Below are 23989 nucleotides of genomic sequence, written 5' to 3' on the forward strand. Positions count from 1 at the left end.
CAAGAAGTGACCGGAGAGTCCACAGCGAGAGAACACCACGATGCAGTGGCCGGGAACCGATCAGCAGCAACAGGATCGGCTCCCGGCCGCTTTCGGTTCCTCGCCGGTTCGTGCGGCTTCAGGCGAACGTCGACTGACCGTCTCTGCTGCACACGCTCCCACCACTGCGCCCACCCCGCTCGACTCGCTCACCTGGGAAGGGTGTGATCGGTTTCTGCATGCATGGCATGATTGGGCAATGAGTTCTGATCACCAGCCGGCGGATTCCGCCGATCCCGGCGGTGCCCTGCTGATCCGCATCGCCGAGGGTGACCGGTCCGCATTCGAAGAACTGTTCACCACTCACTCCCGCATCCTCATGGCCGTCATCCTGCGAATCGTCAAGAGCCGAACACTGGCCGAGGAAGTCCTCCAGGACTGCTTCACCGAGGTGTGGACCCGGTGTTCGGGCTTCGACCCGGGGCGCGGCAGCGGACGGGCATGGCTGATCACCCTGTGCCGCAGGCGAGCCATCGACTGTGTGCGCAGCGTCCAGGCTCAACAGGACAGAGACTTCGCGGACGGGCTCCGCACCACCGCCGAAGCAAGCGACCAGGTGGAGCAGACCGTCATCGCCCGTGCAGAGTCGGACCGGACCGTCTCGGCTCTGCGGATCCTCCCGGATGAGCAGGCCGAACCGATCGTCATGGCCTTCTACCAAGGCATGACCCACACCCAGATCTCTGAGAATCTCCAGGTGCCCCTGGGTACCATCAAGTCACGGATCAGGGACGGAATGAAGAAGCTGCGAGAAGAGTTGGAGGCAAGCCGATGAGCGCAGATCGTGACTATCTGGCTGCCGGGCTGGCCCTCGGCGGGCTCAGCGACTCAGAACTCACCGAGGCTCAGGCGCTGGCCGATGCCGACGCCGACTTCCGCGCCGAAGTCGCCGCCTATGCCGACGTGATGGCCGACGCGGCCGAATCCGATGAACCGGTCGAGGTCAGCTCGGCGACTCAAGAGGCAATTCTGTCGATCCCCGAGAGCCATGCACAGGAACCGGCACCGGAGACCTCACCCGCTGTCGAGCCTGAGACTTCGTCGGTCGCTGCGGATGCCGCCACCGATGCACCGCCTGCACTGACATCGCTCACCGAACATCGGGAGACACGCCGACCCGTTAACCGCGATGGGGGCCGAGGTGAGCCGCAGTCCGGCCGCAGTTCCTGGTTGCCCTGGGCGGCAGCTGCGGCGGCGATCGTCGTCGCCGCAGGACTCGGCGCCACCGTCTGGCAGCAGAATCAGCGACAGAATTCCTTGGAAGAGGACTTGGCGGCGACTCAGCAGCAGCTCGATGACTCCGCTCGCCTCATGGAAGCCAGCGACCTGAAGACGAGCACCGCAGACATGCCGGAGGGCGGAAGCGTGACTGTGCTCTCCTCCGAGAGCGAGCAGCTCATCCGCCTCAGTCCGAAAGACATCGGGCGGCCACCGGCCGGAAAGTCGATGCAGATGTGGGTCATTGGTGCTGACGGTCCGGAAAGCGCCGGTCTGATGTCGGACGATCCGGTGACCATCGCCGGCGAGACGTTCGCCTCGGGCAGCGTCTTCGGCATCACCGTCGAGCCCGAGGGAGGCTCGAAGCAGCCGACCACGGATCCGGTTGTCGCCATCGACCTCTGAAGCTGTAGGGAGTAGGCTTCCTGGCATCGGCGGCGAAGGAGCTGTTATGTCCGATTTCGAGTGGGATCCGGAGACCTATCTGGCGCTCATGGCCGAGGAGATCCCCGACTACCCGCGTCTGCAGACGGAAGTGGCGGCTGCGGCAGCGACAGGAGCGCCGACGTCGATCCTCGATCTGGGCATCGGCAGCGGGCTGACCGCACAGCGCGTTCTCGAAGCCCTGCCAGAGGCGAAACTGCTGGGCGTCGACGCGAGTTCCGAGATGCTCGCCGCCGCCGAGGCGACCCTCGACCCCGAACGCACCCGACTGCAGTCGGGTCGCCTGGAAGAACCGCTGCCTGTCGGGCCGTTCGATCTGGTCATGTCCATGCTCGCCGTCCACCACCTCGACGGCCCCGGCAAGGCCGACCTCTTCGCCCGCATCGCATCGGTGCTCGAGACAGGCGGGAGGTTCGTCCTCGGTGATCTCGTCGTACCCGCCGACCCAGCGGACGTCGTCACGCCGATCGACTGGATCGACGACACCCCCAGTTCGCTCGATGAGCAGCTGACCTGGCTCGCCGACGCAGGACTGACCACCCATGTGCACTGGCAGCACCGGGATCTGGCCGTCGTCGTCGCTCAGAAGGACTGATCAGGCTTCGCCAGAGCCTTCGCCCCATTGCCTTCTCGCGGCGTCGAGATCCACACGAGTGCCCGGCACCTCACGGAACGACCCTCGGATGAGTCCTCTCAGCGCCTCGGCGTAGATCCCTCGCGCCGAAGTCTCATCGCGGCCGGAGACGATGCGACCGATGGAGCTGCGGGCAAGCAGGAGCACCGCCTCGGCGATGGATCGGGTGCCACCTTCAGGAATCGGGACGAGTCCCCAGACGGCGGCGACCGTCTCATAGATCCGAGCGATTCGCTCGATGTCCTCGGATTCGATTTTCGCCAGAAGCGTACCGACCTCAGAGGTGGGATCGTCGGCAGCGATCGCCTGGAAACGGACGAACGCACGCCACCGGTCTGATTCGAGGAGGATGTCGAGCTCTTCGTCCGCGGCCGAGCAGAGAAACTCAGCTGCGGCCTCGAGACGACCGGGAGTCGAACTCTCCGCGGCCCGCGCAAGCTCGAGCGCACGATCGGCGTTGAGGGTGGCCATCGCGTGCCCGCTCACGCACTGCTCGAGCGCAAAAGCGCCGAACGCCTCCTTGCCCCTCCAGATGCGATAGGCCGAGGCCCGAGAGACCTGCGCTGATTCGAGGATCACCTCCATCGGGATCTCGGGGCGCACCCCCCCGCCATGTTCGGCGACGTAGTCGATGATCGCCTCGGATACACGGATGCGCGTATCAGCCTCACTCCGATGCGTGCGTGCCATCGCCCTCCTTCGATGAATCGACGAACCATCAACCCTTGACTTGAGACATTATGTCTAAATAGAGTGACGAGTGCAATTGAGACACAATGTATCAACCAAATTCAGAACAGGACCGAACAATGAAAGCCATCCGCATTGCCGCATTCGCCGGCGGGACCGCCGCCGTCGCCGCGATCATCACGACCATTGCCAGCGCGGACCAGATCTCACACCTGCTCACCTCCGCGTACTCATACCCGAACCCATCCGGAACCAGCCTCGGCGAAGCGGCCTCATCGACGCTGACTTACCTGTTCGCGGCCGCCGGGGTGGCAGTCCTCGCCTCTCTCATCAGCTTCTCGGATACCGTGTCCCAGTCTCGCGCCGGGCGATGGACCGGGGGCGTGCTGATCGCCGTCGGATTCGCAGTGGCGATCTTCAACGCCGCACAGCCGGAGTTCCCACCCGCCGTGAAGCTCGTCTTCTTCCTTCCGCCTGCCGCGGGAGCACTATGGCTCGGCCTGGCGACACGGAGACGCGCCGAGCCCCGAACGAGCCGAGCATTGTGACCCCCGCCTCAGCGACCGCCTTCGGGCACATCGGCGAATCCCGCGATGAGGACGTCGAGTGCGAATTCGAATCGAGCGGTTGAGGGTCGACGTGAAGCCGCACTGACCGCCTCCGCGAGACGCGGGAAGTCCGCCTCGGAGATTCCCTCGAGATGTGCCGCTTGGCGCAGCTCGCCGCTCATGCCTCCGGCCGGTTCGCCACCCTCGGCTCGCACCACGCCTCTGCGGGCGGCCTTTCCAACCTCGGCATTGAGCGCGGCATGCATGAGAACGAACTCATGGATGGTGTAGATCATGTCGAGCCCGCGGCGAGCTGAGAACCCGGCGGCGCAGAGGAAGTCGACGAGTGCCTCCAACAGAGCAAGGTTTCCGGTGGTCACCGCCGGGCGGGTCATGACGAGATCGACGAGGTTCGGATGCTCGGACAGAGTGTTCAGCTGCGACCGGGCGTACCCCCTCAGAACGTCGTCCCACGGTGATCCGGCGATTTCGACTGGCGGCACGGAAGTCGATATCTGCTCGACGACGGCGTCAAGCAGCGCACCCTTGTTCGGGAAATGGTGGTAGAGCGCCATCGCCTCGACCTTGAGTTCGGCGCCGATCCTGCGCATCGACACAGAGGCCAGACCTTCTTCGTCGGCAATGGCAATCGCGGTCCTCACGATCGATTCCGGCTTCAGACCAGCATGCTGGCCCCGCGTACGCGACGCGCCGGACTCGCTCCGCCTGCCGCTCGAAGTCGCACCTGCTGCGCGATCACCTCGCTTCACCATGGCCGCCTCCCTCACGAACTCTCGGGTTTTCCTCCATTGACCTGCTCTACAGCGTAAAACTAGCATGAGAACTACGTTTTACGCTGTATAACACAAGAGAAAGGGCTCCATCATGAATAGGCAGTATTCTCGTTCGACCTACGTCGCCCTCTGGGTCGGACTCGGACTCACCGTACTGGCCATCGTCAGCGCACAGCTGGGCAGGCCGCTCATCGGCGAACACATCCGCAGCGGCTACCCATCGATGCCCCAGGATGAGATCACGTCAGGCGTGAACTTCTACGCCGCGTCCTTGACGATCGTCGGTGTGCTCGGCGTCCTCGGCTGGGTCGCAACGATCTGGCGAGCACATCGGGGCAGCCGAAGGATTCGGTGGGCAGCCGTGGTGCTCGCTCTCACCGGCACCTCGGTCGCGGCATTCGCCCTTCTCGTCCGGGACACTTCGGGAGACACCGGACTGCCGCCGCTCATCGGCACGATCGGGCTCCTCCCCTGCGCGGCAGGGCTTATCGCGGTCGTCCTCATGTTCACCCGAGCAGCCACCTCGGCGAACAACGATCCACGACGCCTGCACCGCTCACCACGCGCACGAACAGCATGAAAGGAAGAACCATGACACACCCCATCAGCTCCCAGACTCACACCCGACACGACTTGGCCGAGGCGGTACTCGAGGCCCACCGGGCAGGCATGCCCGGCATCATCGCCGAGGTGGTCGACCACGGAGAGACCGTGCGTGAATGCGCAGGGTTCGCCGAGGTCGCAGCGCAGACGCCGATGACGCCCGAGCTCCACCACCGGGTCGGCAGCATTGCAAAGACCTTCACGACGGTGACATTGCTGCGGCTCGTCGAGAAGGGGATCATCGACCTGGACGCTCCGATCGGCGGCTACCTCCCCGAGCTCATACCCGGAACTCGCGGGGAGGCGATCACCGTGCGGATGCTCGCGAATCACACGAGCGGACTCAACGAATACCTACCCGTCATCTATGACTCGCTGCGGGCGTTTCCGAACCTGGCGCAGACGAGTCCGCGCAGCCTCATCGAGCAGCAGTTCACCCGCTTCGACCGACGAGAGCTCATCAACATCGGCGTCGGAGCTCCTCCCGCAGGCGAACCCGGCGGCCTGCCCGGCAGATACTCGAACACGAACTATCTGCTCCTTGCCGAACTCATCGAGTCCGTCACCGGCACTTCTGCCGAAGAGCACATCCGCTCCGAGGTCATCGAGCCTGCCGATCTCCCCGACACCTACTTTCCGGTCGGGTCCGTGCTGGCGGCTGCGCATACTCATCTGTACGAGTCGTGGTTCGGCATGGCCGATCCGCCGGTCGACCTCACCGACTGCGACATGTCGTGGGTGGGTCCCGCCGCCTCATTGGTGTCGACGACGGCCGATCTCAATCGGTTCTTCGGTCTCCTCATCGACGGTCAGCTGCTTCGACCGGAATCGCTCGAACAGATGCAGAGCACAGTTCCGGTGATCTCGTTCGAGGGCACGACGATCGAATACGGGCTCGGCCTGCACCGACGCGAATCCGACGACGGAACCGTCTGGTGGGGACATGACGGTTCGGTGTGGGGCGGAGGAGCGCTCACATTCACCCGGGCGGACACAGGCAAGCAGGTGACGGTGTTCACCAATCGTCAGCGCTGGAACACTCTCGATGAATCCGGGCGCCCGCAGCCGCATCCGATCGACGCGGCGTTGGCTCGTGTCGTCACAGGGAGCATGGGCTGATCCGGTTACCGGCAGCCGCCCGGTCCCGCACGCTCAATCCCTCCACCGACTGCCGGAGCCGCGGCATCTGATTTCCCCACTGCGGCGGATACCGGCCGGGCACGTCACTGTCTAAGCTGGAAGGATGACGGAGGACAGGACGAGAGAACCACGGACCTCGGCACGCCTGTCGGCCGCGGCTCGCAAGCCGAACCGGTCCGACCTCTGGCTCGTTGCCGCCCTCACCGTCGGCTCGCTCATCTTCGCCGTCCTCTATGAGGGCAGCGGGTTCTGGGAGTTCAAAGCACCGCTGTGGGTTGTCTGCGTGCTCTCAATCGCAGTCACCGTTCCCCTGCTGTGGCGTCGTCGTTTCCCGAATTTCGTCGCATGGTTAATCACCACGCTCTACGTCACCGCGCAGATCCTGCAGATGATGGAACCCGGTGTCTCTCAGATCGTTCTCTTCACATCGGTCTACGCGATCGGCGCGTTTCGCTACAGTCAACGCGCAGCTTTCATCTCACGCTGTCTGCTGTGTCTGGCAATTCTCATCTATGTCATCGTCTCGGCGGCCCTGCAGTTCCAGGATCTCGGCGACCTGACTTTCGTCCAGTTCGCCGCGGCTACCGGGGTGACTTTCCTGATCAACACGGTCTTCTTCGGCGGCGCGTGGCTCTTCGGCAACCGCGCGTGGAAGCAGCGTCGACTGCTCGAGGAACTCCGCGCGGCCAACGAAGAAGTCCGCGAGCAGGAACAGCAGCTGACTCGGCAAGCCCTCGACCTCGAACGCGTGCGCATCGCGCGGGAACTCCACGATGGAGTCGCCCACCATATCGCCGGAGTCGGCATCCACGCCGCCGCTGCGCGTCGCAGCCTCGAGAAGAACCCCGACAAAGCCAAGGAATCGCTCCAGGTCATCGAATCCTCAACCCGCGAGACTGTCGACGAACTCCGTGCCCTCGTCTACACGCTGCGCGACACGGACTCGCCGGCCGACGTCACCGCCGCCACGGACGCCACAGCCGCGTCCGGTGGCCAAACGGCTGAAAAACCGGCCGACGCCGCGACGGCCGGATCAACGAAAGGCAACCCCGGCCTCGGCGACCTTCCGGAACTCATCGAATCGGCCCGACGATTCGACCAAACTGTCGAGTACACGACGATCGGGGCCCCTCGCCCGCTCACTCCGATCACCGAGATGTCGATCTACCGCGTGATTCAGGAATCCCTGACCAACTGTTCGCGCTACGCGGGCGCCGGCGCCGAGGTGGATGTGCGGCTGCGTTACGGCAGCACCGATCTCGAGGTGGAGGTCAGCGATGCCCGTTCTGCCGGAAGGCCGGCATCAGCAGCACCCGACAGCGTCCAGGCAGACTCCGGACTTCGTTCCACGAGCGAAGGGCTCGGCCTGGGTATCGTCGGCATGCGAGAACGTATGAATGCTCTCGGCGGCAGCCTCGAGGCAGGGCCGAAATCCCGCGGCGGCTGGATCGTGCGCGCGCGGATCCCCTACCCTCGCAGCACCGCAGGTCACTTGTCCCCCGAATCTCCAGCGAAGGCATCCACATGATCCGCGTCCTCCTCGTCGACGACCAGTCGATGGTTCGCACCGGTTTCCGCACGATCCTCGAAAGCGAGGACGGCATCGCTGTCGTCGGCGAGGCTGAGAACGGGCAGATCGCCATCGATAAGGCGCTCGAGCTGTCACCGGATGTCATCTGCATGGATGTGCAGATGCCGGTCATGGACGGGCTCGAGGCGACAGAGGAGATCGTCCGCCGCGGCGCCGCCGGAGCCGTCCTCATGCTCACGACCTTCGACCGCGACGACTTCCTGTTCCGCGCGCTCGATGCCGGTGCCAGCGGTTTTCTGCTCAAAACCGCCGAGGCTGAACAGCTCATTGACGCAGTGACCGCTTTGGCGGCAGGCGACGGTTTGCTCTCCCCCGAGGTCACTCGCCGAGTCATCGAACGGTCCGTGTCGACCCCGGAACCGACGGCACCAAGCGCGCCTGAACTCGAGTACCTCACCGACCGTGAGCTTGAGGTGCTGCGGCTGGTCGCGACCGGAGCCAGCAATTCCGAGATCGCAGGGAAGCTCTTCGTCGGTGAGGCGACCGTGAAGACGCATGTGTCGAACCTGTTGTCGAAACTGGGAATCCGTGACCGCATCCATGCAGTGATCTGGGCCTACGAACATGGAATCGCGAAGGTCGGGGGCTAGCCACAAGATTCCCCGCGTCGGACCCCGAAGAGACTCAGACCAAAAAAGACGCTGGAGGTGAGCCGCTGAAACAGCGGCTCACCTCCCGGATCATTCAGTCAAGGTCAGACCGACGGCGATTGATCAGTACGACCGTCAGCCCGCCAGTGAGAATCAGCGCCCCAGCTAGACCGAGGTAGAGCGGAATGCCGGCGGAACCGGTGCGAGGAAGATCGCCCCCACTGCTGCCGCCATCGTCACTTCCCTCACTGCCGCGATTTGCACCGTCGGTGCCGACTGAAGCACCTGCGTCGGCATGTGCGGCCTGGTCGGCCCGTGCACCGTCAGAGTCCGCAGCTGCGCTGGATGCAGCGCCGTCAACTGCTGTGTCCGCCGCGGTATCAGACTCGCTCGAGTCCGCCGCGGCGTCAGCCTTGTCCGAATCAGCTGCGGTGTCAGCTTGAGCAGAGTCAGCGGCAGTGTCGGCCTGAGCAGAATCCGCTGCGGTGTCGGCCTTGTCCGAATCAGCTGCAGTGTCCGCTTCGTCCGAGTCCGCAGCAGTGTCGGCCTTGTCCGAATCAGCTGCAGTATCCGCTTTATCCGAGTCCGCAGCGGTGTCCGCTTCGTTTGAGTCAGCAGTAGTGTCGGCCTCATCCGAGTCCGCAGCGGCGTCGGCCTTGTCCGAATCAGCAGCAGTATCCGACTCATTCGAGTCAGCGGCAGTGTCCGCCTCATTCGAGTCAGCAGCAGTGTCCGCTTCATTCGAGTCAGCGGCAGTGTCGGCCTTGTCCGAATCAGCAGCAGTATCCGCTTCATTCGAATTGGCTGCGCTGTCCGCCTCATCCGAGTCCGCCGCGGCGTCAGCCTTGTCCGAATCGGCTGCAGTGTCAGCTTGAGCAGAGTCCGCAGCGGTGTCGGCCTCATTCGAGTCCGCAGCAGTGTCGGCCTTGTCCGAATCTGCCGCAGTGTCCGACTCGTTCGAGTCCGCAGCAGTGTCGGCCTTGTCCGAATCTGCCGCAGTGTCCGACTCGTTCGAGTCAGCGGCAGTATCGGCCTCGTCCGAATCAGCAGCAGTATCCGACTCGTTCGAGTCCGTCGCAGTGTCCGACTCGTTCGAGTCAGCGGCGGTGTCCGCCTTGTCCGAATCAGCGGCAGTGTCCGCCTTGTCCGAATCAGCGGCAGTGTCCGACTCATTCGAGTCAGCGGCAGTATCCGCTTCATCCGAGTCCGCAGCGGTGTCGGCCTTGTCCGAATCGGCTGCAGTGTCCGACTCGCTCGAGTCAGCAGCAGTATCGGCCTGAGCAGAGTCCGCAGCAGTATCGGCCTCGTCCGAATCTGCCGCAGTGTCCGCTTCGTCCGAGTTCGCGGCAGTATCCGACTCGTTCGAATCAGCCGCAGTGTCGGCCTTGTCCGAATCAGCGGCAGTATCTGCCTCGTCCGAGTCAGCAGCAGTGTCGGCCTCATCCGAGTCCGCAGCAGCATCGTCGTCCGCCGCCTCACATTCGGCGAGCTCGTCGGCGGTCATTTCGCGGTCGCGAGTCTCGGTCGAAGTTGTCGACTCCCCCTCGACCCACTCCAAGGTGTCGGGGTCGAAAACGTACTCAGTCGTCGTCACTTCGCGAGACTCGGTCACCGTCCTGGACTCACAGTCTTTATTGGTGACGGTCCATTCAGTGGTGGAGACCTTCGGATCCGGTTGCTGCGGATCACATCCCGGACGAGTTCCGGTCAGGCGATGGAGAAGCACGATCGGGTTGGTCCCGTCCAGCTCCACAGTGGCGTTGAACGAATAGCTTGAGTTCGCTGGCATCGACCCGATTGTTCCGGTCGCACGGTCTGCAGAGACGGACATACTCGCCTGACCCACCGGAACCGTATAGCCATTGTTCTGCAGCTGCCCGTGGGCTGGCGAGGCAATCGCCGGAGCCCCGTCGGCGACGAACTTTCCACCGCTGACGATGCTCACATCGGTCGTCACATTCTCGAGGTCCACCTTCGTCGCCCCGTAGAGCCGCATCGTCGGTTTATCGCCGGCTTTCGGGTGGACTGGCATTCCCCAGCCGTCTGCGTTGATCTCGCCCTGCTTATCCGAGGTCTCGCCGTTGTAATACTTATCCCGCACGGTGATGTCGCCGTCATTGATGTTCCATATCGTGCGCCCGAGGTATTCGACCTGGCAGACGTCGAGTCCGTCGCTCGGTTTCGGCTCAGGAACCTCGTCTTCGTTGTAACCACATTTTTCGCCCGTGGCTTCAGCAGTGAGCTCGGCAGACGCGACGAACTGGTCCGTCTCCTTCAGCGGAACATTGAATGGGAGAGTGAACTGGAAGACTGTGGCTTCGCGTCGGCCCAGATCAGGCACCTCGACCGTCCACGATCCGTCCCCGTTGTCACTTGCTGTTGCGCGCTGCTTCCAGTCGTAGTTTGCGTACGAGCCTCCCCAGGCTTTCATCCTCGAGTTCGTCGATTCAGCGTCGAAGATCGCGGTGACTCCGTTGAGCTCTTCGGGGAGGTCCACCGTGATCTTGATGTTCTTCAGGGCCCTATCAGTGGCGAAAGGCAGCCGCCAGACCTGAGTCTGAGTGTCGTTGGACTGGCTGCCGTTATAGAAGTGGTTGAGCTCGAAGATGCCTTTGCCGCCGATGCGAGGAGTGACCTCCTCGATATATCCGCCATTGCTGAAGTGAGCAGGGTTGCCATCGAGATCGGTCATGAGTCCGGGGTAGTTCGGATCATCATTCTTCAGGTCTGTGTCAAGCACAGACGACGCCTTCCAATGGACGTTGCAACCGTCAGAGACGACACCGAGTTTCGTGCCTGTATTGGTGGCATAAGCGGTCGTGCTCATTCCGAGAACGAGAAATAGGGCCAGTAAGGACGCGACGATGAGCGGCGCGCCCGCAGAACGGGTGCGTTTCATAACAGGGGATTCGATTCTGTGAGAAAGGGAGTCGGAGGGGAGGGAGCGATGATCTGCCACGTATCGGCTGATGCACCTCACTCAGTGTAAAAGGGGGCACCACCACGGGGCCTTCACACGAATATGTCATTTGCATAACTATTTCTGTAATCTCAGTCATTGTGGCTTCCGTGACCGCACCCCTGCGGTCATCTGAGCCAACAGGCACATGGTCGCAGAAGTCGGGCGATAGTACCGAGATCCCGGCGTCCCACCAGTCGAGACTGCGGCAACAACGCGAGTAATATGTGGGTCATCGGACGGCCATTCGGTCGCCCACCGCTCCCCCACCTGACCCCACCACTGCGTTCACGGTCGAACCGACGCATCACAGCTCGTCCCCCTTGGCTGTGTCACTGCGACGACCGGAAAGGTAGCATCCGATGCACAGCTCGGACGATTTCGTCCCCGTCGACCCCGCCTACGACCGTCTTGTGCATTTGGCACCGACGCGCAGCCGAGAATCGAACCAGATCCTCGACCTGCTCCGCTCCGGCCGCTCCGTCATCGTGGTCTGTCTGACCGGCGACGGCGCCCTGGATTTCGGACGGTCGCTGGCTGTTGCTCTTGGTCGCCCCGATCAGTCCCTGCTGCGGATCAGTGCCCACACCACCACCGAGGAGGTCGCGGAGTTCGTCGACGCCGACAGGATCGCCGGGGGACCGAGAATCATGAGCGGGGCCCACCTGCTCACGGACGACACCGCGCACGTGATCGACCAGGCTCTCCACGTCTCTCGAGTACCGGTGGCCTACCTCGTCGATGGTGATCTTCTGCGCACGGTCCATCAGGGCGGCAACAGCGTGCTCAAGCAGATCGCCATGAGCTGGAGCGCCGGTGAAGTCGATCGCATCGATCTGGCGCCGCTCACCGGCAGCGAATCCATGGCACTCGTAGCGGGTCTGTCTGCGACCACTCCACTCGATGACCTGCAGCTGCGCACTTTGGCGGCACTGTGCGGAGGCAGACCCTTGGTCGCGGCCGACCTCGTCGCCTGGGCAGAAGAGGACCCCGACCGAGTTCCCCGCCATTACCCGCACGCCAGCTTCGATACGCCGTTCTTCGGCACCAGGGTGCTGTCGCGACTTGCTCCGCTGTATCCGCGGATGCCTGATTCCACACTCATCGCTGCTCGCCGCCTCGGCGATCTCAGCCCCATGCCCACCCGAACAGCCAAACAGCTCTTCGGGGATTCGGCTGTCTCCCGCCTCATCGACCTGCGTCTGGCCCGAGAGTTCGAGGTCAGCGGTCAGCCGTCGGTGGCGGTCCCACCTCTGCACATCGGTGCCATGGCCAACCAGCTCATCGGAGAAGCCGATTCCGCGGACGAGGAGAAATTCAATCGTCGGCTCGCGATCCTGTGGCAAGCCGGCTATCCGGTCGGTGAAGCTGCGGAGATCGGTCTGGCTCGTGATGTCATCGGTGAGGGCCGCGAGATCGACCGCTCCGATGCAGTGCTCTTACTCAAGGCGGCGCGCACACTCAATCGGCTGGGTGACCCGATGGAAGCATCGATCATGCTCCACCTGGTTGAAGATGTGGCCCGGAACGATGCGCCGATGTTGCTCGAATGGGAGCTACAGACGATCACAGCCCGACTCCTCAGCGGCGATCGAATTGGCGCGATCGCCCTCATCAGGTCCGGTGTCGAGCACGGACCTCTGGGCTGCGAGCGCGAACCGGTTCTGCTCGAGCTGCTCTTCACTGCGGCCGCGGCACTCGCAGGTGAACCCGAGCTTCCTCAGTGGTGGACCGATCACCTGCGAGACGAAGTCGATCCGGTCATTCCGGGTATCGCGAACCTCGTCACCTCGTTCGCCGGGAGTGGCATGACCCGCCTCGATGACGCTCGCGCGGTCGCCGATTCTCAGTCAGCGCCGGATGCTCTGCGCTTCGCCGCATATGCGGCTCTGTGCCAGTATCACCTCAAGACGGACAACGCAGAGGCACTCATCGCAGCCGCTAAGGAAGGCTACGAATACTACGTCGGACTCACCGGCTCCAGCCCCAGGTCACCCACGGGTTTCACCTACACCATGGCCTGGTACTTCATGGTCGGAGCGACGGTGAATTGCCTGTTGGCCGGAATCGAACCACAGCGATCTGAACTCATCACCCGTAAGCTGCTGGAAGCCGCGAGCGGGGCCTCCACCCACAGCGGCTGGCAGCTGAATGCGACGGCATCCTGGTGCATCGGCATCCAGCGCCTGCTTGATGGAGAGACCGATCTGGCCGCACGGGACTATGCGGCCGTCGCAGCCACTGTCACCCCGGCACTGCTGGCGGTGGGATGGGGATTGCGCGACACCCTCGGACGGTGGCAACGCAGCAATGCGCCGTACTATCGCCCGACGTCGGGCGATGGCTCGGTTCCGACGCAGGGCTATCGCTTCCACGATGGATTGGCCGCCTTCCTGCTGGGACCCGGGGCGTCGAATCCCGGCCCGATGCCTGCGTGGATGCATACCGTGTTCGCTCATGCGCGCGTCCTCGACGGCACCATCACCGCCGCCGAGGCGGTCCAGAGTCTTCCGGACGAATCCACCGACCTGAATCTGCCCGGGCCGCGTGCCGCGCGGCGGCATCTCGATGCCTCGGCCGCTGAGGACGCCGAGGCGCTCCTGGCCGCCGGTCTGGAACTGCGGTCCGTCGGATACCGGGGTGCCGCCCGCCACGCCTTCGCCGAGTCCAGGGCTCTGTTCCTCGCTCAACGTCTCAGTTCCCGCGCACGTGTGGCCGGCGAAGCACTCGACGCACTGCGACAGCGGGCTGCCACGCCTCCGGAAGATCCGCAGCCACGTGAGGACACCGCGATCTCCGATGCTGCGGCTCCAGCCGTCACCCTGACCGAACGGGAGCTCGAGGTGTGCCGACTCGTCGCCGAGGGACTGACGAATGTGCAGATCAGTCAACGTCTGGTCCTGTCAGTGCGCACTGTCGAGTCACATGTGCTGCAGGCTCGAGCGAAGCTCGGTGCCGAACGGCGCCGCGACATTCCGAAACACTTGCTCAAGCTCCGCGACACCGGCCGGATCAATGCCGTGGGAAGCGCGAAGGCTTAACCCTCGTCGAACGGGACTGAGCGTCCGCCTCGGCGGGGGTATCGGTCTTCGGCCTCTCGCCCTTCGGGCGGACCGGACGGCCTGACCACCAGACGTAGATTCCGGCTGCCACGAGACCCGTACCCATGATGACGATCCACCAAGGGAAGCCGGGCAGGTCGGATTCCGCGAGCCCGGATTCCTGGTCTGCGGCCGGGGTCGGGTACACGCGTTCAGCGGTGACGAGGATCCGTTGGGAGTTGATGCCCAAGGGCGTGCAGGTAACGAGCGTAACGAGGTCGCGGTCGGAGATCGTGCCCAGAGATTCGGTCTCGTCCGGGTCGACTACTTGGGTGCGAACCACCTGGTAGCTGAGCACCTGTCCGAACGTCGTCAGGGTGAATCGGTCGCCCTTGCCCACCTTGTCGAGGTTGGTGAACATGGTCGCGTCGGCCAGACCTCGGTGGCCGGTGATGACCGAATGGGTGCCGTCCCCGCCGACAGGCAGACTCGTGCCCTCGAGGTGGCCGAGCCCTTTGAGCAGGGTCGCGTCGTCGGTGCCGTGGTAGACGGGCAGGTCCACATCGATGGAGGGGATCCGCAGACGGGTCATCACTCCGGGTCCACCGTCGTCGAGCACATCCTCGTACGCTGGGGCACCCTCAGCCGAGGTCCCTTTCCCCGAAGGCAGCCGGTGGTTCGACTCCAACTGCGCACCGGACTCGAGAGCCTGGTTGTACGTGTGGGCGAGCGCGATCTGACGGGCGTTTTCGACTTTGTCGCCCTCGGCTGTCGTCGCCGATTTTCCGATGATCTTCGACTGGTCGAGCTGGGAGAACCACGCTGCCGCACTCGGGTAGGTCCAGATGCTCAGTCCGGTCAGAGCGATGAGCGCGATGACGAGGGAGAGAATCGGCACGCGCCAGCGGCGCCCGTCGGGGGACGGACGCCGCGTGGACGTGCCCGGCACGGCAGCCTCGGTGGAATGCCTGCCCTCAGGTGAGTGGATCACACCTGGTTCTTGCGGCGGTTGGCTGCGACGACGCCTGCACCGCCGGCGATGAGCATGAGGCCGATTCCGGCGATCATCGCGAGCAGCTTGCCGTCAGCACCGGTCAGCGGCAGTTCGGGGTGGCCCTGCTGGGTGTTGGCGAACTCGTACTTGACGGCTGCGGTGGTGGCGCCGGCCTTCACGGTCACCTCGTTGAGGGAGTCATCGAGGATGTAGCCGGTCGGAGCCTTCGTCTCCTTGACCCAGTACTTCTGCGTGGTGTCATCGTTGTTGCCGACCCACAGTGTGATCGTTGCAGTGCCGTCAGCCGCGGTCTTGACCGAGGCGACCTTGTTCTGTCCGTTCTTGTCGGAGAAGATGTCGAACTCGGCTCCGGCGAGGGTGTGTGCCTTGTCGCCGGCGACGTGCTTGATGATCTGCAGCGAGCCCCAATTCGTGCTCACGGCCGGGGTCTCGACGGTCGAATCGTTGGTGTTGACGAGCGCAGTGTTCTCGATGGTGCCATCACCCTGAGAGGTGACCTTCGTGGTGATGGTGGAAACGACCTTCTGACCGGCAGTGAGCTTGCCGAGTCCGACCTTGGTGAAGTTGATCGTCACGGTCTGACCGTCCCTGACGATGTTGTAGTCGGTGACTTCGGTGAAACCGGCCACTTTGGCAGATACGAATTCCAGGCGCGAGTCGAGCTGGTCGACGATCGAGAACTTTTTGTAGCCGTTGTTCGCGGCCGGGACCGGCGCGGTGATCGTCCAGTCGACGGTCGAACCGATGACGGGCGCAGTCGGGTTGGAGACTTCCTTCGTCGGCTGCGTCTTGTTCACCGAGTTCTTCGGGTAGACGTTGACGTCATAGAGCCATTTGCCGCTCGACTGCGACAGCGGCAGCGTGACGAGGAATGGATCCGTGGTCGAGGTCGCGTTCGTCGGAGCCTTGGTCTCTTCCACGAGGTAGAGACCGAGCGGCAGACCTTCGAAGGTCGCGAGTCCGCCGTTTGCGGTGGTCTTCGCGACGCCGTTGCCCAGCGAGAATCCGCCGGCCTTGACCTCGGAGGCCTTGAGCCCGCTGATGAGGTCCCAGCCTTCAGGGGTCTTCAGGTCGATGGCCTGGCCGCCCTTGGCCGTGACCTGCTTGACAGTGAACTCGGCGCCGTCGAGTGGGGTGCCGAGGTTCGAGGTGTCGGTCTTCACCGAGCCGTCGCCACCGTCGGTGCCGTAGGCGCCGTCGTACTTGTGAACGATGATCGAGCCGGAGCGACCGGTGTCGATGTTGCCCACGTTGCTGTCGGCCTGCGCCGTGCCGGTCATGCCGAGCACGCTCAGCGAGGAGATCGCGGCCACCGCGGTCAGATGCCGCAGAAGACCCAGTTTCTTAGTTTTCATTGTTTCCCTTTCAGTGCTTCCGGTTCCTGCGGCGCAGGCCCTTGAGAAGTGCGATGGCACCAGCGGCTGCGAGCAGAGCTGCTCCGCCGATGAGGTAGATCTGGCTTCCGGTTCCACCCGTGAGCGGCAGCGCCACCTGGGGCTTCTGCTCGTTGGTGTACGACCCGAGCGACTTGTCGAGTTCGGATCCGGAGACCGTGAACGTGTGAGGCGTGGCGTCGAGGATGTATCCGGCCGGGGCTTTCTTCTCCGTCAGCGTGTAGTCGCCCCATCTGAGACCGGTGACCGAGAGCTTGCCCGTTGCCGGGTCCTTGTCGGCTCCGGTGCATTCACTCGCCGAGGAGGCTGCGCAGTCCTCGATCGTGAGCTCGGACCCGTCCGGTCCGGTCAGGGTCCACACCGAACCCTTGAGAGCGGTGCCGGATTCGTCGGTCTTGCCCCAGGTCACGGCACCGGTCTTCGCGGTGTTCGTGACGGTGCAGGTGACATCGTCGCCGGACTTCAAGGTCACCGAGCTCTTATCGGAGGTGACTGTTCCGGAGCCGGAGGACGGCTTGCACAGCCAGTCGGAGGCTTCGTAGCCCTTCAGAGCGCCGGTTTCGGAGAGAGCGTACTTGCCCGCCTTCACCTTTGCCTTGGTCACTTCGATCGATCCTGTCTTGCCTTCGATCGTCTTGTTGCCCGAGGCTGCATCGCCAGCGGCTTTGAGCGTCCAGTCGGTGTCCTTGGCAGTGCCGGCGGCGGCCTTGTTGTCGACCTTCTTCACTAGGGTCAGTGCGGTGTCGCTGACCTTGTTGAGGTATGTGCAGTCGACGTTGTCGCCAGGCTTGATGCCGGTGAGGTCGGTGCTCTTCTCGCTCGTGAGCTTCGTCGTGGTCTTGGACCCGTCGATTCGAGTGATGTCGCAGCTGCCGCTCTTGAACTCAAACCCATCCTGCTGGGTCTCCGAGATCGCAACGGTGGCCCGACCTGTGGTCTTTGAGAACTTCAGCCCCCATTTCGCATTGCCGTTCGCGTCGGTCTTCTGCGCGGCAGTAGTGGGACTCGATGTCACCGAGTCGGTGGTGGCTGTCGCTTTCGCACCGACCGTCCAGTCCTTGCCCGGTTTCTTGTTCTCACCGTTCTCGTCGACGACGTCCTTGTGGATGGAGACGTTGGCAGTCAGCGGAGCATTGGTGATCGTGCAGACCACGGCGTCACCGGTGCTGGGAATGGTCACCGTGCCCGAGGTTCCGGTACCGGAGGAACCCGAAAGTGCCTTGCCATCGACGGCGCACGAGTAGGTGCTGGCGTAGTCATTGAGATTCGTCGTCGAATTGCCCGCTGTCTCCGCAAACGTGAGGTTTAATCCACGCTTCGACGGGATCGGCCCGATTTTGTCGTCCTGGACGTTTATGGCGTTGCCTGTGGTTGTCGCCGGCCCCAATTCGGAGCCGTCTTCTTTGAGCGAGAGAGAAAACTGATCGCCCGGCTTTGATCGTCCTCCTTCGACATATTTCTGCAAAGTGACTGTCGCGGGTGAGGAGCAGGTCGCGAGGTCCGTGCTGCCGAAGCTCGACGCACCCGAGAACCAGTTGCTGTCGGGATTTGTCCAAGCAGGAGTGTTCCAGCGTGAAAAGTTCGCTCCTGCACCGAGGTATCCGTATCCCGCAGCATCAAATGCGACACCGTTGACATCGGGCGTCGTCGAGTATGGCCCCGAAAAGGAGGCTGTCACCGTATTGGATCCGCTCGCAGTATCGAGGTTGTTTTTGGCCACCGAGAAGATGCTCGTCTGGTTGCTCATGCCGCGAACTACGAAAAGATTGCCCTCGCTGTCGAAAGCCATATCTCCGTTGGCGACCGATCCACTGACGATATTTCGATTGGTGTTGATTACACCTTTGCGACTGATCGCCTTGGTCGATGGATCATAAGCATAGATTCCAAACTTCTTGCCGTCGCTGGTAAATCCGCCGAAGAAGAAGACGCCCGTGCTGAGGTCGACAGCACCACCCACGAACTGGAATTCAGTTACTGCGGAACCGGTATTCGCATTGGTCGTCTTCCACGTTCCAGTCAACCTGTCGAGCGAATAGATGGTTGCGGTACCAGCATTGTTCGTTCGTTCATACCCATAGATCGTCGCCCCATCCTTCCCAATGCCAAGACCGTTGAAGCTCGAGAAGTTGCTGGCCGCCACTATTTCAGAAGAGCTGCCATTCTTAACTTCCCGAAGCGCGCCCTTCGCCGAGACCGAATAGACGACGCCAGGCTCGCAGGTGATCGAAACGGGTGCCGCCTGAGCCGGAGCGGCCGGCAGCACAATGGCGCCGCCGGCAGCAACCATGAGCACAGCTGTGAGTGCAGCCCACCAGGCGCGCACGCGCAGACCTAACAGGGTCATACATTCCTCATTTCGAAGTCGAGCAAGATGTTTCAGCTCGCTTCGAATCCCTGACCGCGCACGACTAAGTGCGATCAAGTTCGGGGATGGGGAGAGAGGAGCTGGTCGAACTCCTCCAAGCTATGGAATTGCAGACTCAACTACATTGCTCAGACCCCGCTCTTCAGCAATAGACAGGTAGTCCGAGGCCACCTGAGTAGTTTCGGTTTCGACTACTCAGTAGCTCGACTTTCAATTACTGAAGCATCTGCCCGGCCGCCGGAACACGGACCGATGGCGCGCGGCGAGCAGTCAGTCGCCGACGCTGCGGTCGATCATCTCGCGCACGATGTCCGCGTGTCCCGCGTGCCGGCTGGTCTCCAGGATCACGTGCAGGTACACCCACCGCAACGTCAACTTTCCGCCCGGCGGTACGTAGTCGAGGCTGTGCTGGGCGGCGATCTCTCGGGAGCGGTCGCACTCCTCCAGGTAGGCACCGATGACATCGTGCAGCTTCTCGTCCGGCTCCAACCGCAGGTCGGCCTCAGGGTCTGCGTCGGTCCACGGCGGTGTGGGCAGTTCCGCGGCGGGGATCTGCCCGATCTGCTCAGCGAACGCTCCCAACTCCACCCAACGCAGGTGTTTGATCAAGCCGCCGAGGCTGGTGCCGCTCGGCACTGGGCTGCGCCGAGCATCCTCCTCCGACAGGCCGCTGACTTTGCGCACGACGGCGTCGCGCAGATAATCCAGGAACGTCTCAAGCTGCTCGCGCTCGCTGGCGGCGACTACGCTGCCGAGGATCTCACTCGGTCTCGTCATGGGCTGAATGATACTCGCGTACCGAACCACGCAACAGGGGATATTCGGAGTCTTCGCAAGCGCCGACCGACCCCGATTGCACCCTCGATCGCGAAGAGCCGCGATCCCCCTCACGCAGGGTACCGAATTCACCCTCAAGACTGATCCGCTCAGGCCGGTCTCCGCATAGCGTTGAAGCATGATCACCTTGGAGAACATCAACCGCAGCTTCGGAGACAAGCAGGTGCTGCACGACCTCAGCTTCGACATCGGCGACGGCCGGATGACAGGCTTCGTCGGTTCGAACGGCTCCGGCAAGACCACGACCATGCGGATCATCCTCGGCGTCCTTGCCGCCGATTCCGGGCGCATCCTCGTCGACGGCACCCCTATCACCGCCGGCCACCGCAGCGCGATCGGCTACATGCCTGAGGAACGCGGCCTCTACCCCAAGATGCCGATTATCGATCAGCTGGTCTACCTCGCCCGTTTCCACGGTCTCACCCGCCATGCGGCGAAGAAGCGCGGGCTCGACCTCCTCGAACAGCTCGAGCTCAAGGGCGAGCCCACCGACACCCTTGAATCAGTCAGCCTCGGCAATCAGCAGAAGGTCCAGATCGCCGCGGCTCTCATTCACGACCCGCAGGCACTCGTCCTCGACGAACCGTTCTCCGGCCTCGACCCCGTAGCCGTCGAACGCACCCTGGGCGTCCTCACCGACTTTGCCTCCTCCGGCGCTCCGGTCCTCTTCTCCAGTCACCAGCTCGACCTCGTCGAACGTCTCGTCGACGACCTCGCCATCATCAATGACGGCCGCCTCGTCGCAGCTGGCACCACCGCGGAACTGCGCCGTCAGCGCAGCCTGCCCGAGTGGACGCTGCAGACGGATGCGGACCTCGGCTGGGTGCGTGGTCTGCCCGATATCTCCGTCGTCGAACTCGACGGAAATTGGGCCCGGTTCACAGCTCCGAACGCCGATACTGCCGAGGCGGTTCTGCGCAAAGCGCTCACCGTCTCATCGGTGTCGTCCTTCGCTCCGCACGAAGTCGCCCTCAACCGTCTCTTCCAGGAGGTCACGCAGGCATGAGCACCACCGATACGACCACCGCAGCCGACAGCACCCGCAAGGCTCCAGTCAGCACGAACCGAGCCGGTTTCACCACTGCCATGGGCCTGGTCATCGAACGCGAGATCATGGTGCGAATCAAGTCGAAGGCGTTCATGGTTTCGACGATCCTGAGCATCGTCCTCTTCGGCGTCCTCGTCGGGGTCTCCGGGGCGCTGCCTTCACTGTTCTCCTCCACGGACAAGGTGGCAGTCACCTCGGCGGGGGCGAAAGCCGTCGAGGGAATCGACGACATCGAGACCGTCGAAGTCGCTGACGTCGACGAGGCAAAAGCCCTGATCACCTCCGAGGAGGTCGAATCCGCCGTCGTCGAATCCCAGGATTCGCCGACCGGGGTCGCAGTGCTGTCCCTGCGCTCGGCACCGGAATCACTCATCGGGGCACTCAGCCTCACCCCTGAGGTCGAACTCCTCGATCCCGACGCCCCCGACCCAGCGCTCACCTACTTCATCGGGCTCGGCCTCGGCCTGGTGTTCTTCATGGCGGCGATGACGTTCGGGAACACGATCGCCTCGTCCGTAGTGGAGGAGAAGCAGTCACGGATCGTGGAGATCCTGCTCGCGTCCACCTCGGCGCGGGTGCTCATGTTCGGCAAGGTCATCGCGTGCACGATCCTCGCTTTCGCACAGATCGGACTCACCGCGATCGCGGTTCTCGCGGGCGCTGCCATCAGCGGAAACGACCTGGTGTTGGGCAAGGTCGCCGAACCGATCGCCTGGTTCGTCCCGCTCTTCATCGTCGGCTTCGTCATGGTCGCCGCCCTCTACGCGGCCGCGGCATCGATGGTGTCGCGCACCGAGGATCTGCCGTCGACGAGCACGCCGATCATGATGCTCATCTTCCTGCCCTATATGGGCGTCATCATCTTCTCGTCGAACGAAACGGTCATGGCGGTGCTGTCCTACATTCCGTTCTCCGCGGCGGTGGCAGTGCCGATGCGGGTCTTCCTCGGCACCATCGAATGGTGGGAGCCGCTGGTGTCCCTGCTCATCCTCATCGTCACCACGCTGCTCGCGCTGCTGCTGGCCACGCGGATCTTCGAGCGCTCGATCCTCAAGTCGGGACCGAAGCTGACCTGGGGACAGGCTCTCAAGCGGTGACAGCTTGACCGGCTGAGCGCTGCAGCCTCCTGTGACCTACAGCCAGCCGTTCTCTGCGGCGATCCGCGCGGCATCGGCACGGTTGCGGGCATTCGTCTTCCCGATCGCCGAGGACAGGCGATTCCGCACGGTGCCGGCAGACAGATACAACTGAGTGGCCACTTCATCGACGCTCGCCCCGTCCGCGGCCGCGCGCAGAACATCGGTCTCCCGCGCGGTCAGCGGTGACGCCCCGTGCATCGTCGACTCGACGACGAGTTCGGGGTCGATGACCGACATCCCGGCCATGACCCGGCGGATCCCCTCGGCGAGGTGGTCGACCGGAGCGTCCTTGACCATGAATCCGCTGACCCCGGCGTCCAGGGCGCGTTTGACCCAGCCGGGCCGCCCGTAGGTCGTGACGATGATGACCTTGACCTCGGGAAACGTGTCCTTGAGCGTGGCCGCGACGGTGAGTCCGTCGGGTTCGGGCATGTCCACATCGAGCAGCGCCACATCCGGTCGAGTCGCGGTGATCGCCGGTACGACCTCGGAACCGCGGGCACACTGGGCGACGACCTCGAAGTCGGTTTCCATGCCGAGCAGGGCGGCGAGCGCCTCACGGACCATGGTCTGATCGTCAGCGATGAGCAGCGTCGTCACCGGCCCCACCTTTCTCTGCGTTGAGTCCGGCATCGCCCGCGTCGAGTTCGTCGCCACCTTGGTCCCCGCGGGGACGCGCCAGGTCCGCATCCGGACCTTCGACGATGAGTTCGAAACCGGCGTCGGTCTGCTGCGTCCGCAGCCTCCCGCCGAGTGCGCGGGCCCGACTCCGCAGTCCCTGCAGTCCTGATCCGGCACCCACCTCGCCGAGGTTGAGCTCCGTGACCGGGTGCGCTGGGTCATCGCGGCGACCGTTGTCGTTGCTGATGGTCAATCGATTCCTCTCGAGAACGATGGTGGCCCGTCGGGCTCGGGCATGCCGGAGGATGTTCGTGCTGCCTTCACGCAGGCTCCAGGCGAAGAGTTCTCGCAGCCGTGGGTCGACGACATCGACCGAGGTGGGAGCCTCGACCGTGATGTCGGCGGCGCGCAGCGCACGAGTCGCCTCGACGAGCTCCTCGGCCAGGGAGATCGTCCGTGTCCCCTGCACTGTGGTCCGGACATCGGCCAGCGCACCACGGGCGAGTTCTTCGATCTCGGCGATATGCCGAGCCGCATCAGGCGAGCCGGCCGCTTCGAGTTTCGCGGCCAGCTGCGCCTTGAGCGCGATGACGGTGAGCGAATGTCCGAGCACATCATGAACGACTTGGGACACGCGCAAGCGTTCGGCCTCCCGCTCGAGTCGCCGGTTCTCCTCTTCTGCCGCCCGTGCCGCGCGGGCTCGGTCGCCTGCCATGAGTGCCATGACCATGGCGAACCCGGAGATCGAGATTCCGAAGGTGGAGGACCAATCGTGAGTCCACCCGGGGACGAGACGTTGGGCTGCCTCGGCGACGATGAGCGTTGATGCCGCAATGATGAGGCCGGGAATCACCCGGCGAATCGAGACGACGGAGAGGACGGAGATATAGGCGAGGAATGCCAGCGCCTGCTCACCGACGATGGGAACGGCCACCGCGGTGATGACGATCATTGCGACGATCGAAGCATTGACGATGATGAGCGCCTGGCGGGTACGGCGGGCGTGGGGATCGCGCATCGTGCGGGCGAAGGTGCCGAGACCGACCCCGCCGGCGATCATTCCGCCGTAGAAGATGACCGCGAATGCGACGGTGAGGCTCACGCCCCAGATCCGCTGTGCTCCGCCGAGCTGGAACGATGCGCTCAGGGGGTAGACGAGGAAGACGAGCCAGAAGAACGGAAAGAACCAACTCATGAAGTTGAGCGAACGCAGCCCGACAGGCGAGGACTCTGCCCTCGCCTCGCCGGAGGTGTCGTGCGTGGTCACTGTGGTCCT

At 63.6% G+C, this 23989-nt stretch carries 21 protein-coding genes; 12 read left to right on the top strand and 9 right to left on the bottom strand.

Going from position 1 to position 23989, the window contains the following annotated elements; translation table 11 throughout:
• Positions 1–238 precede the first annotated feature (238 nt).
• From KTJ89_RS12350 to KTJ89_RS12360, 3 genes are read left to right on the top strand one after another with little or no spacing between them, the layout of a single operon-like run.
• Positions 239–814 carry a sigma-70 family RNA polymerase sigma factor gene (locus KTJ89_RS12350; RefSeq protein ID WP_259357935.1) on the top strand — a complete coding sequence of 192 codons (576 nt, stop codon included), beginning with the start codon at positions 239–241 and terminating at the stop codon, positions 812–814.
• Positions 811–1662: an anti-sigma factor gene (locus KTJ89_RS12355; protein ID WP_259357936.1), complete on the top strand. Its 852-nt coding sequence runs from the start codon at positions 811–813 to the stop codon at positions 1660–1662. The genes KTJ89_RS12350 and KTJ89_RS12355 overlap by 4 nt, the downstream gene beginning before the upstream one ends.
• Before the next feature lie 46 nt (positions 1663–1708).
• Complete coding sequence (locus KTJ89_RS12360; RefSeq protein ID WP_259357937.1) at positions 1709–2296, top strand: class I SAM-dependent methyltransferase; 588 nt, start codon at positions 1709–1711, stop codon at positions 2294–2296.
• Here the strand turns inward: KTJ89_RS12360 and KTJ89_RS12365 are convergent, their stop codons facing one another.
• Entirely contained in the window at positions 2297–3025 is a 729-nt protein-coding gene (locus KTJ89_RS12365; RefSeq protein ID WP_259357938.1) for a hypothetical protein, read from the bottom strand.
• Positions 3026–3144: 119 nt separating this feature from the next.
• Here KTJ89_RS12365 and KTJ89_RS12370 point away from each other — a divergent pair, with 119 nt between their 5' ends.
• Positions 3145–3573, top strand: coding sequence for a hypothetical protein (locus tag KTJ89_RS12370; RefSeq protein ID WP_259357939.1), 429 nt, complete (start codon positions 3145–3147; stop codon positions 3571–3573).
• A gap of 8 nt (positions 3574–3581) precedes the next feature.
• On the opposite strand, the gene KTJ89_RS12375 is transcribed toward KTJ89_RS12370, so the two are convergent.
• The gene (locus KTJ89_RS12375; protein WP_259357940.1) at positions 3582–4235 is read right to left on the bottom strand and encodes a TetR/AcrR family transcriptional regulator C-terminal domain-containing protein; all 654 of its coding nucleotides are present in this window, start codon (positions 4233–4235) and stop codon (positions 3582–3584) included.
• Between the two features lie 223 nt (positions 4236–4458).
• Here KTJ89_RS12375 and KTJ89_RS12380 point away from each other — a divergent pair, with 223 nt between their 5' ends.
• The 4 genes from KTJ89_RS12380 (at position 4459) to KTJ89_RS12395 (ending at position 8291) form a co-directional block, all read left to right on the top strand.
• Positions 4459–4947, top strand: coding sequence for a hypothetical protein (locus tag KTJ89_RS12380; RefSeq protein WP_259357941.1), 489 nt, complete (start codon positions 4459–4461; stop codon positions 4945–4947).
• Between the two features lie 11 nt (positions 4948–4958).
• Positions 4959–6089, top strand: coding sequence for a serine hydrolase domain-containing protein (locus KTJ89_RS12385; protein ID WP_259357942.1), 1131 nt, complete (start codon positions 4959–4961; stop codon positions 6087–6089).
• 124 nt (positions 6090–6213) lie between these two features.
• Positions 6214–7638 (top strand): sensor histidine kinase, encoded by a 1425-nt coding sequence (locus tag KTJ89_RS12390; RefSeq protein WP_259357943.1) that lies wholly within the window; start codon positions 6214–6216, stop codon positions 7636–7638.
• Positions 7635–8291 (top strand): response regulator, encoded by a 657-nt coding sequence (locus tag KTJ89_RS12395; RefSeq protein ID WP_259357944.1) that lies wholly within the window; start codon positions 7635–7637, stop codon positions 8289–8291. Before KTJ89_RS12390 ends, KTJ89_RS12395 begins: the two co-directional genes overlap by 4 nt.
• A gap of 94 nt (positions 8292–8385) precedes the next feature.
• Here the strand turns inward: KTJ89_RS12395 and KTJ89_RS12400 are convergent, their stop codons facing one another.
• Positions 8386–11031 carry a fibronectin-binding protein FnbA gene (locus KTJ89_RS12400; RefSeq protein ID WP_259357945.1) on the bottom strand — a complete coding sequence of 882 codons (2646 nt, stop codon included), beginning with the start codon at positions 11029–11031 and terminating at the stop codon, positions 8386–8388.
• 581 nt (positions 11032–11612) lie between these two features.
• On the opposite strand from KTJ89_RS12400, the gene KTJ89_RS12405 reads away from it, so the two are divergent.
• Positions 11613–14291, top strand: a complete 2679-nt coding sequence (locus KTJ89_RS12405; RefSeq protein WP_259357946.1) for a helix-turn-helix transcriptional regulator — start codon at positions 11613–11615, stop codon at positions 14289–14291.
• On the opposite strand, the gene KTJ89_RS12410 is transcribed toward KTJ89_RS12405, so the two are convergent.
• From KTJ89_RS12410 to KTJ89_RS12420, 3 genes are read right to left on the bottom strand one after another with little or no spacing between them, the layout of a single operon-like run.
• Positions 14263–15282, bottom strand: a complete 1020-nt coding sequence (locus KTJ89_RS12410; protein WP_259357947.1) for a class C sortase — start codon at positions 15280–15282, stop codon at positions 14263–14265. The two genes, KTJ89_RS12405 and KTJ89_RS12410, sit on opposite strands and share 29 nt — an antisense overlap.
• Positions 15279–16661 carry a SpaH/EbpB family LPXTG-anchored major pilin gene (locus tag KTJ89_RS12415; protein WP_259357948.1) on the bottom strand — a complete coding sequence of 461 codons (1383 nt, stop codon included), beginning with the start codon at positions 16659–16661 and terminating at the stop codon, positions 15279–15281. Before KTJ89_RS12415 ends, KTJ89_RS12410 begins: the two co-directional genes overlap by 4 nt.
• Positions 16662–16671: 10 nt before the next feature.
• Entirely contained in the window at positions 16672–18165 is a 1494-nt protein-coding gene (locus tag KTJ89_RS12420; protein WP_374990282.1) for a SpaA isopeptide-forming pilin-related protein, read from the bottom strand.
• A gap of 37 nt (positions 18166–18202) precedes the next feature.
• Between KTJ89_RS12420 and KTJ89_RS12425 the strand changes: the two genes are divergently transcribed.
• A complete protein-coding gene (locus tag KTJ89_RS12425; RefSeq protein WP_259357950.1) occupies positions 18203–18577 on the top strand; it encodes a hypothetical protein in 375 nt (124 codons plus the stop codon).
• Positions 18578–19338: 761 nt separating this feature from the next.
• Here the strand turns inward: KTJ89_RS12425 and KTJ89_RS12430 are convergent.
• A complete protein-coding gene (locus KTJ89_RS12430) occupies positions 19339–19845 on the bottom strand; it encodes a DinB family protein (RefSeq protein ID WP_259357951.1) in 507 nt (168 codons plus the stop codon).
• A gap of 178 nt (positions 19846–20023) precedes the next feature.
• On the opposite strand from KTJ89_RS12430, the gene KTJ89_RS12435 reads away from it, so the two are divergent.
• Together KTJ89_RS12435 and KTJ89_RS12440 are read left to right on the top strand one after the other, a co-directional pair.
• Positions 20024–20911, top strand: a complete 888-nt coding sequence (locus tag KTJ89_RS12435) for an ABC transporter ATP-binding protein (RefSeq protein ID WP_259357952.1) — start codon at positions 20024–20026, stop codon at positions 20909–20911.
• The gene (locus tag KTJ89_RS12440; RefSeq protein WP_259357953.1) at positions 20908–22050 is read left to right on the top strand and encodes an ABC transporter permease; all 1143 of its coding nucleotides are present in this window, start codon (positions 20908–20910) and stop codon (positions 22048–22050) included. The genes KTJ89_RS12435 and KTJ89_RS12440 overlap by 4 nt, the downstream gene beginning before the upstream one ends.
• A 36-nt stretch (positions 22051–22086) precedes the next feature.
• Here the strand turns inward: KTJ89_RS12440 and KTJ89_RS12445 are convergent, their stop codons facing one another.
• Both KTJ89_RS12445 and KTJ89_RS12450 read right to left on the bottom strand, forming a co-directional pair.
• Positions 22087–22692, bottom strand: coding sequence for a response regulator transcription factor (locus KTJ89_RS12445; RefSeq protein ID WP_259357954.1), 606 nt, complete (start codon positions 22690–22692; stop codon positions 22087–22089).
• Entirely contained in the window at positions 22670–23980 is a 1311-nt protein-coding gene (locus KTJ89_RS12450; protein WP_259357955.1) for a sensor histidine kinase, read from the bottom strand. The genes KTJ89_RS12445 and KTJ89_RS12450 overlap by 23 nt, the downstream gene beginning before the upstream one ends.
• Positions 23981–23989: the final 9 nt, after the last annotated feature.

Source organism: Brevibacterium sediminis, assembly GCF_024895295.1.
Classification (GTDB): domain Bacteria; phylum Actinomycetota; class Actinomycetes; order Actinomycetales; family Brevibacteriaceae; genus Brevibacterium; species Brevibacterium sediminis.

Coding starts and splice junctions, on each gene's coding strand:
- KTJ89_RS12350 (WP_259357935.1), top strand. CDS start 239: ATGAGTTCTGATCACCAGCCGGCGGATTCCGCCGATCCCGGCGGTGCC.
- KTJ89_RS12380 (WP_259357941.1), top strand. CDS start 4,459: ATGAATAGGCAGTATTCTCGTTCGACCTACGTCGCCCTCTGGGTCGGA.
- KTJ89_RS12370 (WP_259357939.1), top strand. CDS start 3,145: ATGAAAGCCATCCGCATTGCCGCATTCGCCGGCGGGACCGCCGCCGTC.
- KTJ89_RS12355 (WP_259357936.1), top strand. CDS start 811: ATGAGCGCAGATCGTGACTATCTGGCTGCCGGGCTGGCCCTCGGCGGG.
- KTJ89_RS12430 (WP_259357951.1), bottom strand. CDS start 19,845: ATGACGAGACCGAGTGAGATCCTCGGCAGCGTAGTCGCCGCCAGCGAG.
- KTJ89_RS12360 (WP_259357937.1), top strand. CDS start 1,709: ATGTCCGATTTCGAGTGGGATCCGGAGACCTATCTGGCGCTCATGGCC.
- KTJ89_RS12390 (WP_259357943.1), top strand. CDS start 6,214: ATGACGGAGGACAGGACGAGAGAACCACGGACCTCGGCACGCCTGTCG.
- KTJ89_RS12440 (WP_259357953.1), top strand. CDS start 20,908: ATGAGCACCACCGATACGACCACCGCAGCCGACAGCACCCGCAAGGCT.
- KTJ89_RS12435 (WP_259357952.1), top strand. CDS start 20,024: ATGATCACCTTGGAGAACATCAACCGCAGCTTCGGAGACAAGCAGGTG.
- KTJ89_RS12415 (WP_259357948.1), bottom strand. CDS start 16,661: ATGAAAACTAAGAAACTGGGTCTTCTGCGGCATCTGACCGCGGTGGCC.
- KTJ89_RS12385 (WP_259357942.1), top strand. CDS start 4,959: ATGACACACCCCATCAGCTCCCAGACTCACACCCGACACGACTTGGCC.
- KTJ89_RS12405 (WP_259357946.1), top strand. CDS start 11,613: ATGCACAGCTCGGACGATTTCGTCCCCGTCGACCCCGCCTACGACCGT.
- KTJ89_RS12395 (WP_259357944.1), top strand. CDS start 7,635: ATGATCCGCGTCCTCCTCGTCGACGACCAGTCGATGGTTCGCACCGGT.
- KTJ89_RS12365 (WP_259357938.1), bottom strand. CDS start 3,025: ATGGCACGCACGCATCGGAGTGAGGCTGATACGCGCATCCGTGTATCC.